Source organism: Natronorubrum daqingense (genome assembly GCF_001971705.1).
In the GTDB taxonomy this organism is placed as follows: Archaea; Halobacteriota; Halobacteria; order Halobacteriales; family Natrialbaceae; genus Natronorubrum; species Natronorubrum daqingense.
This window is the reverse complement of record NZ_CP019327.1, coordinates 2,790,577-2,802,731: the sequence shown is the minus strand read 5'-3', so window position 1 is coordinate 2,802,731 and position 12,155 is coordinate 2,790,577. Positions and strand designations below refer to the sequence as shown.

Annotated in this window: 16 protein-coding genes; 6 read left to right on the top strand and 10 right to left on the bottom strand. The window is 52.9% G+C overall.

Features of this window, described 5'->3' with window-relative positions; translation table 11 throughout:
- Position 1: 1 nt before the first annotated feature.
- Positions 2-226 (bottom strand): hypothetical protein, encoded by a 225-nt coding sequence (locus BB347_RS13660; RefSeq protein WP_076583147.1) that lies wholly within the window; start codon positions 224-226, stop codon positions 2-4.
- 350 nt (positions 227-576) lie between these two features.
- On the opposite strand from BB347_RS13660, the gene BB347_RS13650 reads away from it, so the two are divergent.
- Together BB347_RS13650 and BB347_RS13645 are read left to right on the top strand one after the other, a co-directional pair.
- Positions 577-1,212 carry a hypothetical protein gene (locus tag BB347_RS13650; RefSeq protein WP_076583145.1) on the top strand — a complete coding sequence of 212 codons (636 nt, stop codon included), beginning with the start codon at positions 577-579 and terminating at the stop codon, positions 1,210-1,212.
- On the top strand, positions 1,187-1,870 hold the full coding sequence (locus BB347_RS13645; RefSeq protein ID WP_139327043.1) for a hypothetical protein: 684 nt from the start codon (positions 1,187-1,189) through the stop codon (positions 1,868-1,870). The genes BB347_RS13650 and BB347_RS13645 overlap by 26 nt, the downstream gene beginning before the upstream one ends.
- Positions 1,871-1,898: 28 nt before the next feature.
- On the opposite strand, the gene BB347_RS19025 is transcribed toward BB347_RS13645, so the two are convergent.
- Entirely contained in the window at positions 1,899-2,054 is a 156-nt protein-coding gene (locus tag BB347_RS19025; protein ID WP_157525000.1) for a hypothetical protein, read from the bottom strand.
- Positions 2,055-2,467: 413 nt separating this feature from the next.
- Here BB347_RS19025 and BB347_RS13635 point away from each other — a divergent pair, with 413 nt between their 5' ends.
- Positions 2,468-2,701 (top strand): hypothetical protein, encoded by a 234-nt coding sequence (locus BB347_RS13635; protein WP_236995953.1) that lies wholly within the window; start codon positions 2,468-2,470, stop codon positions 2,699-2,701.
- Positions 2,698-2,973 (top strand): hypothetical protein, encoded by a 276-nt coding sequence (locus BB347_RS13630; RefSeq protein ID WP_076583141.1) that lies wholly within the window; start codon positions 2,698-2,700, stop codon positions 2,971-2,973. The genes BB347_RS13635 and BB347_RS13630 overlap by 4 nt, the downstream gene beginning before the upstream one ends.
- Here the strand turns inward: BB347_RS13630 and BB347_RS13625 are convergent, their stop codons facing one another.
- Positions 2,974-4,152 (bottom strand): hypothetical protein, encoded by a 1,179-nt coding sequence (locus BB347_RS13625; RefSeq protein ID WP_076583139.1) that lies wholly within the window; start codon positions 4,150-4,152, stop codon positions 2,974-2,976.
- Positions 4,149-4,547: a hypothetical protein gene (locus BB347_RS13620; RefSeq protein WP_076583138.1), complete on the bottom strand. Its 399-nt coding sequence runs from the start codon at positions 4,545-4,547 to the stop codon at positions 4,149-4,151. The genes BB347_RS13625 and BB347_RS13620 overlap by 4 nt, the downstream gene beginning before the upstream one ends.
- Positions 4,548-4,615: 68 nt before the next feature.
- Between BB347_RS13620 and BB347_RS19020 the strand changes: the two genes are divergently transcribed.
- Positions 4,616-4,837 (top strand): hypothetical protein, encoded by a 222-nt coding sequence (locus BB347_RS19020; RefSeq protein ID WP_139327042.1) that lies wholly within the window; start codon positions 4,616-4,618, stop codon positions 4,835-4,837.
- A 286-nt stretch (positions 4,838-5,123) separates the two neighbouring features.
- Here BB347_RS19020 and BB347_RS13610 read toward each other — a convergent pair whose 3' ends face one another.
- Positions 5,124-8,087 (bottom strand): phage NrS-1 polymerase family protein, encoded by a 2,964-nt coding sequence (locus tag BB347_RS13610; RefSeq protein WP_168170955.1) that lies wholly within the window; start codon positions 8,085-8,087, stop codon positions 5,124-5,126.
- A gap of 635 nt (positions 8,088-8,722) precedes the next feature.
- Here BB347_RS13610 and BB347_RS13605 point away from each other — a divergent pair.
- Entirely contained in the window at positions 8,723-9,373 is a 651-nt protein-coding gene (locus BB347_RS13605) for a hypothetical protein (RefSeq protein ID WP_139327041.1), read from the top strand.
- Between the two features lie 313 nt (positions 9,374-9,686).
- Here BB347_RS13605 and BB347_RS13600 read toward each other — a convergent pair whose 3' ends face one another.
- The 5 genes from BB347_RS13600 to BB347_RS19935 all read right to left on the bottom strand — a co-directional run bounded on the left by BB347_RS13600 (position 9,687) and on the right by BB347_RS19935 (position 12,144).
- Positions 9,687-9,965 carry a hypothetical protein gene (locus BB347_RS13600; protein ID WP_076583131.1) on the bottom strand — a complete coding sequence of 93 codons (279 nt, stop codon included), beginning with the start codon at positions 9,963-9,965 and terminating at the stop codon, positions 9,687-9,689.
- Positions 9,966-10,407: 442 nt separating this feature from the next.
- Entirely contained in the window at positions 10,408-10,653 is a 246-nt protein-coding gene (locus BB347_RS13595; RefSeq protein WP_076583130.1) for a hypothetical protein, read from the bottom strand.
- Positions 10,650-10,853 (bottom strand): hypothetical protein, encoded by a 204-nt coding sequence (locus BB347_RS13590; protein WP_076583128.1) that lies wholly within the window; start codon positions 10,851-10,853, stop codon positions 10,650-10,652. Before BB347_RS13590 ends, BB347_RS13595 begins: the two co-directional genes overlap by 4 nt.
- Positions 10,854-11,241: 388 nt before the next feature.
- A complete protein-coding gene (locus tag BB347_RS13580) occupies positions 11,242-11,445 on the bottom strand; it encodes a hypothetical protein (RefSeq protein WP_170872019.1) in 204 nt (67 codons plus the stop codon).
- Between the two features lie 258 nt (positions 11,446-11,703).
- Positions 11,704-12,144 carry a zinc-ribbon domain-containing protein gene (locus BB347_RS19935; RefSeq protein WP_076583123.1) on the bottom strand — a complete coding sequence of 147 codons (441 nt, stop codon included), beginning with the start codon at positions 12,142-12,144 and terminating at the stop codon, positions 11,704-11,706.
- Positions 12,145-12,155 lie beyond the last annotated feature (11 nt).

Below are 12,155 nucleotides of genomic sequence, written 5' to 3'. Positions count from 1 at the left end.
GTCACTCCACGCGCTTTCGGAACTGGTCAATCTCCCCCGCTGTGTAGTTGTGAGCAAGGAAAAACGCAATATCGCCTTTCATATCGTTACCACTAATCTCGTCGGTTGGAACTTTGGTCGCTACCTTTCGAAGTACCTGATAGTCCCACGTCTCGAGTTCGTCACTCGAGTAATACGAAACGCTATCCGACGGTGTAATAGACGGGAAAACGGTCGGTCTACTCATCGCAAACCGCCTCTTGGAGTTCGTTGTATAGCTCGGGGTGGCTTCTCTTGAGAATATCCACGTCGTCGGCTAACCGCCCCTCAATCTTCGTCCGGACTCGAGAGACAGCTTGGTATCGCCGGTCAAGTTCGTCCCCCTCGAGATTATCAGCTTGGATAAGCTCGCGTTCACGATCCGTCAATAGTCCCCGCCGTGTCATAGCGGTCTGTTTCGCTGACGTAGCCATTACATCCGTTGGTTCGCGTAAACACACTGTAATTGTTGGCCCATGTGGGAAGGCTCCCGTATTAGATAACGTTCCCATATGGGCCAACGTTAAAGGTAGTGTCGTGCGGAATTTCGTGTATAGGATGACCGACTTCATGTTTAGCAATCCGCCGGATGAACCGCCTGAACCGGACGAAACCGCGTTTACCGACGTGAAATATATTGCCCCCACTACGTCATGGGCTTCACTCATTGAATCTTGCCAGCGGATTGCGAAGGATCTCGAGCGAAGTGGTGAACTATCCAGCAACGACGTGAGTAATAGAGCACAGTCACCGCGGAATGTCACAGACGACGGGAGATACAAAACGTGGATATGGCACACTGTTTGTCCGACCCTCGAGACCCACGACAACATTCGTTGGAACGATTGCTGGAAGTTCGATCCCGAAAACGCGGTGAGTGCCGATGAATGGAAAGATATTGCCAGTGAGTTCAACATCTCGCCAAATTTCGACAATGAGATGGACCACCGCCGACACTACCCGAAAACGATCAGCGGTATGTACCGGTGCGTGCGGAATACCTACGAATCCGATGATCCACGTCACGGCGTTTCGGGAAGTGAACTCGTCTCGAGTGTGATGCACCTCACCGATAAGGATTACAAGCGGTGCATGAACTACCTCCGAGAGTTCCCGGATATTATACCACCGTCGCCACTAGACGACCGGCCAGACTGGGAATGGGTAGATGAAACTGAAAGTGACGATCCGTAACCGCGAGATAGTGATACCAATGGATTACCTACCCGAAACCCCGGATGAAACGGACGAATCGGACAGTGAACCAACCAGTGCGAACGGCCAGGAAACAATCGACATTGACGAAACGCCGTTTACGTGCGTCCCGTGGGTTACAACCACTGACACAGGAAACCGGTCCCTCGAGCAGGCTGTTAGAGTCCACAGCCACATTGAGGGAATGGGTGAGATGCACGACGACGAATTAGAGCGATACGTCGAACCGTTCACGTGGACGCATTCAAGTAATCAAATAGACCGTGAACGTGTCTATTGGCAGTACGTCGCCCCGACAGTTGCGACAAGCTCGAGTGTTGAATGGGTCGGACACCACGGATACGACGAATCCGAGGGCTTCCCCGGTTTTCACGAACTCAAGGAGATAGCCGCGAACCACCTACCCGATAGAGCCGAAGGGGATTACGCGACTGTCGCCCGCGTCGTCGAGAAAATCGGCTACCTACACTCACAACAGAACGGCCGGCGTATATCCCGCTGGGAACTCACGCGGCGAAAAACAGGTGTGAACAAACAATGGGAGCGGGTGTATGATCGGTACGTCCCTATGATGCCGCAAATCCGCCCTGCAAACGGACGGAACGAACCAGACTGGAAATGGGCCGGCGACGAATAAAAAACCGCTGAGAACGCGTTTTCTGCGTCTATTCCTCGAGTAGGAGTCTTACGTACCCGTCCTTATCGCCAATCTCGTCAACAACGCACTCGTATTCTTCGCCGTCGGCTACTATCGCCACGTCGTTAGCGTCATACAGTTGGTGCATCGTTTCCACGGTCATAGCGCACTCTGGTGTTGTCATTAGTGTTCACCGTCCGTTCTCGCATCCGCTCCGGTGCGTAACCTGTTCCTTGTCGATCGACTCGTGAACCTCACGGCCACAATCCCGGCACCGGAAGTATTTCGCACCGGTGAGTTGGCCGTATTTGTCATACTCGAGGTGCGGGCCACTCCACACGTCGTTGGTTGTGGTCACTTCGCAATCGCCCGCGGCTTCTTGTACTGTAGTCTGTTCTCCGGCAGATTCAACAGCTTGTATCTGGTATGCGTTCATGCTGTCTTTCAGCACTTCGGCCGGCGGTCCAACGCCGGTCGGTTTCTACAACCGATCAGTGCTTACTGTATACGAGATACTGCAGTGACTTAACCATACCGAATACAGTAAGACATACCATTTTTAGTAATATCTAAGGGCAAGTCCATACCATATAGAGTATGAAGGCAGAGACCGAACGGCCAGCCATGACCGAAGGCCGTGGACTGTTGACCGAATCCGAACGGGAAGCAATTGCTGGGGAGCGTTCAGACTCATACCGTTACAAAACACGATCTTACTTTCTGAATCGTGTCGACGAGGTCGAGAAAGACATTGAAGTGTTGGAGGAACACGCCCCTGACCTACTCGAGGAACTCCAAGAAATCGTGTGTGAGGACGGTGACGACGAATGAGTGACGAACACACCGGGGTTTCCGAAGCTGGGGATATACCCTATACCTACGAGCACGTCGACGAGAAGCCACACCCCGATTCGGACGTCTATCGTGTGACGTGCATACTCGATTTAGTGGACCGACCGACACACAAGAATACCTATTACGTCCCTTCAGGCCGGTTAGAATCGTTCTTCACCGGCCATAGCCAAACGGGTGAGAACGTTATCGACGTTACGCCGATCGACCGGGAGCAAGCTGAACAGGAACTAGACGAATATCGCCAGTGATTACCCGTTTCTATTGCGCGACGCCGTCATATCTGAGAGATACTTGTTGTTCCTTTTGTTGAGCTTCCGTCCGTCCATGATAATATCTGGGGAGCTACCACGGGACGCGCGGAATCCGGTCGGATCGGACGGACTCGCCGCTTCGCCCGCACTCGCCCCAGCTTGCTCAATCCTCGAGACATTGGCGCTAATCCCGCCGGCAAACTCTTCCACGAAGTCTGGCCCGTAATCGCCAAGATTCGAGAGTTCGCCCTTCTCTGCTGGTGAACTCGGGAAGTAATCACCAAGTGCCTCTGCCGCGTCTTCGCCGGCACTTTCAACTCGCCCGATTGCATCACGAATTCCGTCAGCCACGTCTGCGATTAAGTCGCGCCCCCACTGCCATGCATCCAGGTCTGTGATTGTATCGGATATCTCGCTTGCCACGTCGCTGATAGCGCCACCAACTCGGGAAACCCGGTCTGTGATTCCTTCCGCCAGATTAGAGAGTATGTCACGCCCCCAGTCTGTTGCCCCACTCACAAAGTCCGTAATGCCTTCCGACGCCGTCGAGAGTGCGCTAAGAAGTTCGTCAGAGAAGAAATATGCCAAGAGGCCAATGCCTGCGGCCAATGCAAGTACGGCGACCAGTGGAAGGGATAACGCCCCTGCTACGGCCCCTAATGCTGCAACCAGTGCCTTCCCTGCAGCAATCAGCACCGCTTTCGTGCTTGCGAGGGATGTAACCATAGAGGTCAATTTCGCGACAGGGACAATGACCGCGGCGAACACTGTTGCCAGGGTTCCAAGAATCCCGACGAAAGCTGAAGCCGCCCCATCTAGTTCCCATATGGTCTCTGAGAGGCTCCAAAACAACGAACGGACGGGAGTTAATACCGGACGCAAAACACCATCCATGTGCCAAGCCACCGCGCTGATTACAGATTGAAGGCCTGCAAACACCTCCCCTAGAATCGGCACAGAGGCCAAGAGGCCGGCGCTCGCGGCGGTTAAGCCCACCATAATGGCCTGAAGTGCGCCCTGCCAGCGCCTCTGCATGTCCGCGAAGCTATCGCCAGTATCGTCCATACTGTCGGCAGAGTCATCTAAAGTATCCTCGAGTGACTCAATCTCACTGCTCGTTTCGTCGATGCCGCGAGGCTCAGCGGCAATGACGAGTCGCTGCATTTCTTCACTCATGGTTCAAGATCACCGTGCAGCGAGAGTTCGCCACCATCCGTGTTCCAATCCGGGTTTGGGTTCTCTGCCGTCACGAACTCGGCAAAGTCGAGCACACGCGTTTTTAGGATCTTGTTTCGTGCATCCGCTATCAATTGTTCTCGAGACTTTGGGGAACGGTGTGCGCGGCGCTTGTGTTTCGTTGTAATCCTATCGGGGAGGTTCGGGTCTCTCGCGTTCCCCCACTTCGAAGCCATATTGATGAACAGGGAAACGTCCGTATCTAGCCGGTCTACCGCGCTTGCAACCATTTTCTTTTGACTGTCTGTGACCACAATCGCCGTCTCGCCGGCTTCAGGATCTTGGAACCGAATCCGAACCCTATCCTCTTTCCCTCGAAGTTCTTCAGTCGACATTACAACCACCCCCGACTGTATGGAACACTCAGAACTTTCATAGCGGCCGTTTGCAGCTTCGCTTTGCCGTGCACGTCGAGATACATATTCCAGAACTCTCGAGTGAACCGGTCGTCGGTGATATGCGCCAAGACCGTAACCGTCTCATCGACGACGCCGGCAATCTCCGGCGATTCGGTCTTGAGCTTCGCAGCTACGGCTTTGGCTTCTTCCGATACCGCACCGGGAACGCCGTATTGAACTTCAATCTCGAGTTCGCCGAGTTCTACCGTCTCTCGAGGACGGTCTAACCCTTCGAGAAGTTCGTTCGGATCGACTGAATTTTCCGGTTCTGCCACCATTGCCATGTCTATGAAATATCAGTCATTCAATTCACTAAAGTACGGGCCTAAATGCGAGACAATGGTGGGTGAACTGGCCGAAAGTCGCGTTTCCAACGTGGTGTGTGCACGTCGCGACACCCGGCCAGTCATTGGATCTGCAAGACCAGATCAGCACTCGCACGTTGGAACTGGCTTCGGAAAGCCATGTTATAGTCTCCGCTCAAGTGATTAGATAGTTTGCCTACCGTAACGGCTATGCGCCGTTATCAGGGTCGTCTATCTGACTTTGACCGTCGCTAGGAGCTTCATGAATCGACGTAACCCCGCCCTTGACTACAAGTTGGGTCGTTCCATTGAACTCACTTGTCCTGGCGTTCTCTATGATTACCTGCTCCCCCTGCTCGAGACAACTACCATCGTCCCATGACACCACGTCGATAGCCGCGCTACCATCCACAAGAGTAGCGGCCACTGCCGGCGCATCGTCGTTTTCGGGGTAGTCAATCGTTGCTATTTCCCCCTCAACAGTCGGGTAGCCGGTGGGGTCTTTCGCTACGTCATGGATTGAAACGGGATCGAACCGGGTGCTTGCCTTCTCGTCGTCCGAATCGTTATTCGCACCGAAGGGTTCCGGTTCGAATCCACCCACTAGTTCCGTTGCATCGGCAATATGGATACGGACACACCGGTTTAGTGGTGGTGTGTTTTGACTACATGCCGCAATGTAACTCTCGGGGTCGTCTGCAGCGTCCTCTATCCGCGCTTTGTAGTCTCCCGAACTACTCAAGAGGTCGTCACCACGCACGTCATGGTCTCGAGCGTACTTTCGTACCTTGTCAAACGCCGTATCAAGGTGGATGGCGAGTTCAGCGTTCGGCCCCCCTTGATTGACCACCTTGTAATGTCCATTCTCCTCGAGATAGCCGGCACTTGCCGCCCGGCCCATGATTCCCAAGAGTCGGTCAAGGTGTGACGTGTGTTCTGCTCCGGTCCCACCGTCTGCTACGTAGTGAATAGCTTGGTTGATTGCGTCCGATGTAACCGGTGTCTCGTCGGGATCAAGGCCCATTTCGTCGGCAAACGCTCTGTAGAGCGTACAACCGAATTTGATCGTTTGGAACCCCTGGATGACCATATCGTCTAAACCGGTGTATTCGGTCCCCGCAAGTAGATCCATCACCGCATGGCGGCTATTCTTCCATAGGCCGTGTAACTCGTCGGGATCTTGCTGCAGCACCCACCGATAATAGGCAAGTGCATGGTCGGTAAGGTCGTATCCATCATACCATTTGCCGTTCGCTTCTCCCCCAACTAAGCGGGCAAAGGCTTCTTGTTCTGGCGTTTCACCGACCGTCACGTCACGCTTGAACACCGTAAGGATCGTTCGCCGTTCTTCGGCCGGTCCCTGGATTGGTTGCTCCCCGGAAATGCACACGGGGGCTTTTAGGTGGTACTTGTCAACACCCATATCCGGCCGCCCTTTAGTCACCACCCCCCCACGGGTTGAAGCTCGCAGGTTCGAATGGAGTTTATTCAACTCGTAGTCTCCAATCTCCGACGGCTTATATTCGTCAAGGAGAACCGGAACGGCGTTACTCGAGGCTATCATTCGCATGATAGAGAAAGGTGTAGCCTTCGCTTCGAGAAGTTCTTCATCGACACCGAAGGCCTGCCATAGCGTTTCGAGTGTTGTTGTCTTTCCTGAACCGGTGTCACCAAGGATGTTGAGGATATTGAACTCGCCTTCCCACTGCTGTATGTGTGGTCGGAATGGTGCTGCATAGAACCACCCTATGACCGGCAAGAAGCGTTCTTTCGTTCGGGTTTGTGGAAAGAGTCGGAGAATTTCCCGCACGGCATCACGGTCGTATTCATCACCTCTTGACGGCTTGAGGTTGAACGCCGTTGCTAGCGGAGTATCTACGTCCGTGAATACAGTGTCGGGGTCATCAGTCCACCCATCGGTTGTAAGCGAACCATCGGGAGTGACCCATTCGTCACCGTGCAAACCTAACAATTTGGTCCCTGTGCGGTGTTTTGTCTGTTGGTTCCCAACGAACTCTTTCAGTCGGTTGAGGTCGTCTTGAGATCCATCGAAGGTGGTCGTCCACCCGTCTAAAATTCCCCGGCGAAACTTCGGAAGGTCGTTTAATACGACCGGCTCACACGTAACGGTGTAGCTCTCACCGCCAGCCGGGTGAACCCGAAGGTGGAACTCTCGAGTATCGTCGTCATGGGTGAGACGGCTTAGCGTCTCAATCTGGAAGTTCGTAATCCGCTCATAGTAGCCATTACCGTCGTCGTCACGTGGTGGGTGATATTTCGCGTATCCACCATTATGAACGTCGAAAGCCGACGGGATAGGCAAGTCACTGTCTCGAGTCTCTGCAGTAGCCACACCACCGCCTGTTGCTTTCGCCCCGCTTGGTTCGTAGAAGTCGGTCCGCCCGTCGAGCGCCTTGTCGAGCGTACGTTCGCGGTAATCGTCACGGTTATTCCACTTCTCGCGGTTCAATCCCGATTGTCGAAAGAGCGAATCGATACGACTCCGATCGTTACCCGTCCAAAACGCGAGGTGATTGCATAGCGCTAGATCGGCTTCACTTTGACTTTTGTGGTCGGAGGTGTCCCCACGCCACAGCCGGTTGAACTTGTCGCCGTTATCCGCGTTCTTTGCCTTCTCGAGTAGTTCGGCATCGTCAATACTCACGTCGACCGTAGGCACGTCAGATTCGTCGCTATCGGTCTCTGTTGTATCATCGGTTGTATCGTATCCAGTTGCCCGAATCGCACCCACAAGGACGTGTGCGCTAATCTGGGCAACCGGACGGTTCTCGGCAATTACGTACCCGTCTCGAGTGTCGCCGTCCGGGTTTGTTGATCCAGGCCCAACGACATACTGGTTATGAACGCGAACCTCGCCCCATTCAGGTACCGGATTTTTCACACCGAACGCATCCTCGAAAACGTCGGCCGCGTTTGGGATATGATAGTATCGGTGCTCACCGCCGTTCGGGGTTCCTATAGTGAGCGTATCCTGTAGCCCATTGATCGGGGCGAGGTCGTGACTCCCGTTATAGTCGTCAATGTCGATTAAGACGAGACCACGGCCAGCGTACACACCGTAGTTTCCTGAAACCTTCGAGGAATCAACCTGAGTGTGGTCAGTGCTCTTTTTGCCACCGTTTTCAACGTTAATGAACCGATCCGTTGCCAATCCAGATTTGGAAAGATGGCGGGATACTGTTTCTTTGGGGCTACAGTCCCCACCTGTAGAGCGATCCGCGCGACTCATTCCGAACCCTCCGCTACCTCGAGCAGCGCGCCGGCTAGCTCACTCGCCGGCAAATCCTTCTCTGCGAGACTCTCCAACACGTCGCGCTTCTCGTCAATCACGTCATTCATGGTTAGAACCCTCGAAAAGACCGCTGTGGAACTCACAGAGTGTTGTATAGCCGTCCGTATCCGTCAGGATGGAAATTGTACGTTCCCGCTCCCAACAACTCGGTGCCTCACACTGTTGGGCAGAGTTAGACTTTTGTCGTTGGACAGTATTGCTACACATGAGAACCACCCTCTTTCCGGTTCTCGGCACTACCAGCGCCAACACTCAGGCCGTGCGACAACACGGTCTTGCTGTTTCCCGACATTTCATTTAACCCCGACAGAGTCCTCGCTTTCGTACTGTTCTGCCATATCCTGCAGCAGATCGTCGTAGGAAACCGATGGATACGGCTTGAGGTTCTTGAGCCTCTTTCGGGTATTATCCCGTACCTGAATTGTCGTTCTTTGCGACATAGAAGATTATTAGAACCCCATGGATATATAGGGGTGCAGCGCACACCCATTAATATGGAGTCGGATAAATCCACTCGGAGGGCTAGTTTGCTAACCAAGGATATGCGCGAATTGTTGGAGTTACAGCCGGAAAATGACAACCGGGTAAGAACCCGCCGGGCGGAAATGCGGGAAAGGGTCCGTGTGGGATTGCACGACTTCATGTCCCTCAATCAGTATGTCAAAGACACCGACATTGAGCAAATATTTGACCACAAACACGAGGTTTCTACCCAAGTCAAAGGGGTTGACGACGATGCAACAGACGAAAAGAAAGCTGTAGTAAGTTCCCAAATGGAGGTTCCGGGGCAATTCATGCCGGTCCGTCATATGATTCAATTTGCTTATAGGGGTATGCGAGCCAACGGTGTCACCCCCAACGAATTTGTGAGTAAAATCCTCGAGCGGTCTATCATGCATGCCGAAGCTGAGTATCAGGGGGAAGATCCGACAAACGTCGAATGTAAGTTAGATTTAACCCTCGAAATCCATGACCCCGACAGAATGGACCCCGCAGAGAAATGGAAACATGATGTCCCACTATCCAAAGAAGATTACAATGAGATCCACGAACGGCTTAGCAACCACCCGGATGTAGATGAAACACTTGGGAAAAACCTAGGCGGCTTGATCGACAAACACCTGATAGACGATCCCGACGAATAGTAGACTCTTTCTCGAGTTCTCCAATGTAGTCGGTATACCCATGAACATTGGAGAACTCGGGAAAGAGCGTTAACTGAGTCCTCTCCTTTTTACCGACCGATCCCACAAGGTTGGGGTATGCAGGTTATGCAGCTTTTTTCTCACTTAGATTTATTCAGCAGAGACACGCCGCTCCTCCTCAGATTCTCTCAATAGGTCAGAAGTTGCATAACCTGCATACTCCGGAAAATGTTACCTATTCTTGGGAGGTATAGCAGGTTGTGGTCACAAAAACACACCTTGACGATCGGCGTTGGTGAACGGGTAGCGTTAACTAACTATCAACCCACACCGTGACCGATGCAACTTCCATCGGCATAACATAGATCGTGTATGCCCCTTCCATTTCAGCTTCATGCTCAAACGTTTCCTCTGTTTCGACGTCCTCATCCAAAACTTGCTCATCGTCCGGGTCCTCGAGCAAGACCATCGTTGATAACCCTTCTTCGTTCTCAATTTCTATCTCAATTTCGTCGCCCGGTTCCGCGTCGAAGTTGTAAGTTCCCGTATCGTTCCGAACTGTTTCGTCAATTTCTGCGTCTAACGACCCCATGCAACCAGCTAGGCCGTCTTGCCCGCGAAGGAATGCTATCCGACAACTGATTTTTTGACCCCTCTCGAGCGCCTTCCCACAAGGTGCGTAAAATCACCCCCTCAGATTTACGTGGTTTACGTGGGGTGTAAAGCGGAAAATCGCAATACGACGCTGGGGTTGGCCCCCGAATTTACGCATTTTACGCCTGTGTGTTGTAGGTAGGTGTATGCGTACTGTAGAGGCGTATGGGCTACTCCTACAACATACCCCTCTAACACAGGAGCGTAAAATGCGTAAAACGGTAATCTATTCTACCGATATTGTGGGGTAGGGTGTCTGTGTCGGTGAATCGGCATTTTACACCCCCGCGTAAAACGGCGTAAAATGCGTAAAACGGGACTCACTGGTAGCCACTTGAGATTACAGTACAAATCCAAAGTGGGGCAAGGTAGAAAACTCGTCAATCCTTGGTGGCCGACTCAAGGCTATAACAATCAACTACGGGTGACTCTGTGGGGATCGGCTTGAGTTCGTAGCCGTCGGCCGCTTCGGGGTCGGGGACGCTTCCAGGGATCGTGTCACCGTTCCCGTCAGCCATATCGTCCGTGATAGTGACCACGCTGCTTGTTACCTCAATGTCGCCCGTGTGTCTATCTTTCATATCCTCGAGTGCGTTCCACAGTTTCGACTTGGTTGGTCGCTTCATGGGTCTCTATTTTGCCATTCCTTGACTAGTTCAACCGGGATTTTCTGCCGAAGGCCACCCTTGTTGTTCCTGCTTTCGTCAAACCCCCATTCATCGAGTAGTACCTCCGGTATCTTGTGGCGAGAATCGTTCTCGTTGCTTTCTCTCCCCACAAGGCTCTCGAGTTCGTTCTCTATCTGCCGCTTGGTCTTTCGGGTCATAGGTTCTCTAGGATCGGCGGGATTGGTTCGTCGCGTTCTTTTCGTAGTTCCTTCTCTCGCTCGAGGTCGTCGTCGGTAAGTGCGTCCCACAGCTCACACGCCGTTACCGTACTATCGTCGTTCCCTGTAGTGTGTAGACCGAATTTCTCGGCGTTCTCGCACGTGTGAACGGTGAACCATCGTTCCTCAAGGTATTCCACCGACTTGAGGATAGGAACGGCAATGCGGTGACTCTGTGGCTTTTGCTCCGGGTGGGGTTGAATCGTCAATTCAGGGTGTGGTGAATCCTCCCCGTCGCAATGGGTCAACACGCAAACCAGTGGGTCACTGTCAACGCCTTCGCGGCTTTTCAAGTCCTCTACGTCGTTCTTGATGGATCGTTTGGTGGTCATTCTCGCCCCTGTTGCTCTTTCAGGTGTTCGACTTCTTCCGCGAGTTCTTCGAGGTCCTTATCTTTCTGGATTTGTCGATGCTGGTTTGCCAGGTAGCCGAGTGCCTTCACCCACTTGATTCGGATTTTCTCGTTTTCGGGGTCGTACACCCGGCCGCTTTCGACCTTGCTATGAGCTTCTTCCATAGCCGATTCGACCATATCCAGCACGTCCGACCGGTCCATATTCTCGCTAAATGGCTCCGGTTCAGGGGGTTGTGCCTTACTCACGGTTAGCCACCCCCATAGGGGGAAACGGGAAATCGTCCGTCTTTCCCAACGTTGGACCCTCTCGGTGTGGTTTTCGGATTGGAACCCCAAACATGACTTACGGCTTAATGACGGGTTCCCACATACGTAAACGTTAGTCCAAAAGGTCGGAGAAGGTAGCGTTTCGCGTGTGGATTCTCGAGATACTGGCTATTCCGAAGGGCCAACCTGGATTGGCGCGTCTTGCGTTGGCTTCCAGGTTTGGGCCTTGTAGATCCCGTACAGAACGAATCCCGTTCCGGCGGCAATACCTCCAAAGAAAATCAGCGTTAGGAGAGCGGAGGATAGTGGAACCGACCCGTCAAGGAACACAATGGGAACGATAACAGTTAGGAGACTAGTTAGGAGAAACACGGGGAACGCGAAAATCCCCATAATCCACCGACCGGCCGTATTCTTCGAAGGCTCATAGCCACACTGAGAGCACTTCATAGCCGTTAGTGGAATTTCTGTGTTGCACTTCCGGCATTCGTCCGTCTCGGTATCTGCTTGGTATTCTCCGCTCTCTTGGCCGGTCTCTGTTCCGCATTCAGGGCAAAACTTGGCTTCGGTCCCTACTGTAGTTCCACAACTACCGCAAAGGTGTGACATAGCTAGAATTA

What these genes read in the sequence shown, in the direction of transcription:
- BB347_RS13660 (WP_076583147.1), bottom strand. Translation starts at nt 226, where the DNA reads ATGAGTAGACCGACCGTTTTCCCGTCTATTACACCGTCGGATAGCGTT.
- BB347_RS13600 (WP_076583131.1), bottom strand. Translation starts at nt 9,965, where the DNA reads ATGGGGTCGTTAGACGCAGAAATTGACGAAACAGTTCGGAACGATACG.
- BB347_RS13595 (WP_076583130.1), bottom strand. Translation starts at nt 10,653, where the DNA reads ATGAAGCGACCAACCAAGTCGAAACTGTGGAACGCACTCGAGGATATG.
- BB347_RS13645 (WP_139327043.1), top strand. Translation starts at nt 1,187, where the DNA reads ATGAAACTGAAAGTGACGATCCGTAACCGCGAGATAGTGATACCAATG.
- BB347_RS13630 (WP_076583141.1), top strand. Translation starts at nt 2,698, where the DNA reads ATGAGTGACGAACACACCGGGGTTTCCGAAGCTGGGGATATACCCTAT.
- BB347_RS13590 (WP_076583128.1), bottom strand. Translation starts at nt 10,853, where the DNA reads ATGACCCGAAAGACCAAGCGGCAGATAGAGAACGAACTCGAGAGCCTT.
- BB347_RS19025 (WP_157525000.1), bottom strand. Translation starts at nt 2,054, where the DNA reads ATGACAACACCAGAGTGCGCTATGACCGTGGAAACGATGCACCAACTG.
- BB347_RS13650 (WP_076583145.1), top strand. Translation starts at nt 577, where the DNA reads ATGACCGACTTCATGTTTAGCAATCCGCCGGATGAACCGCCTGAACCG.
- BB347_RS13620 (WP_076583138.1), bottom strand. Translation starts at nt 4,547, where the DNA reads ATGTCGACTGAAGAACTTCGAGGGAAAGAGGATAGGGTTCGGATTCGG.
- BB347_RS19935 (WP_076583123.1), bottom strand. Translation starts at nt 12,144, where the DNA reads ATGTCACACCTTTGCGGTAGTTGTGGAACTACAGTAGGGACCGAAGCC.
- BB347_RS13580 (WP_170872019.1), bottom strand. Translation starts at nt 11,445, where the DNA reads ATGGTCGAATCGGCTATGGAAGAAGCTCATAGCAAGGTCGAAAGCGGC.
- BB347_RS13605 (WP_139327041.1), top strand. Translation starts at nt 8,723, where the DNA reads ATGGAGTCGGATAAATCCACTCGGAGGGCTAGTTTGCTAACCAAGGAT.
- BB347_RS13635 (WP_236995953.1), top strand. Translation starts at nt 2,468, where the DNA reads ATGAAGGCAGAGACCGAACGGCCAGCCATGACCGAAGGCCGTGGACTG.
- BB347_RS13625 (WP_076583139.1), bottom strand. Translation starts at nt 4,152, where the DNA reads ATGAGTGAAGAAATGCAGCGACTCGTCATTGCCGCTGAGCCTCGCGGC.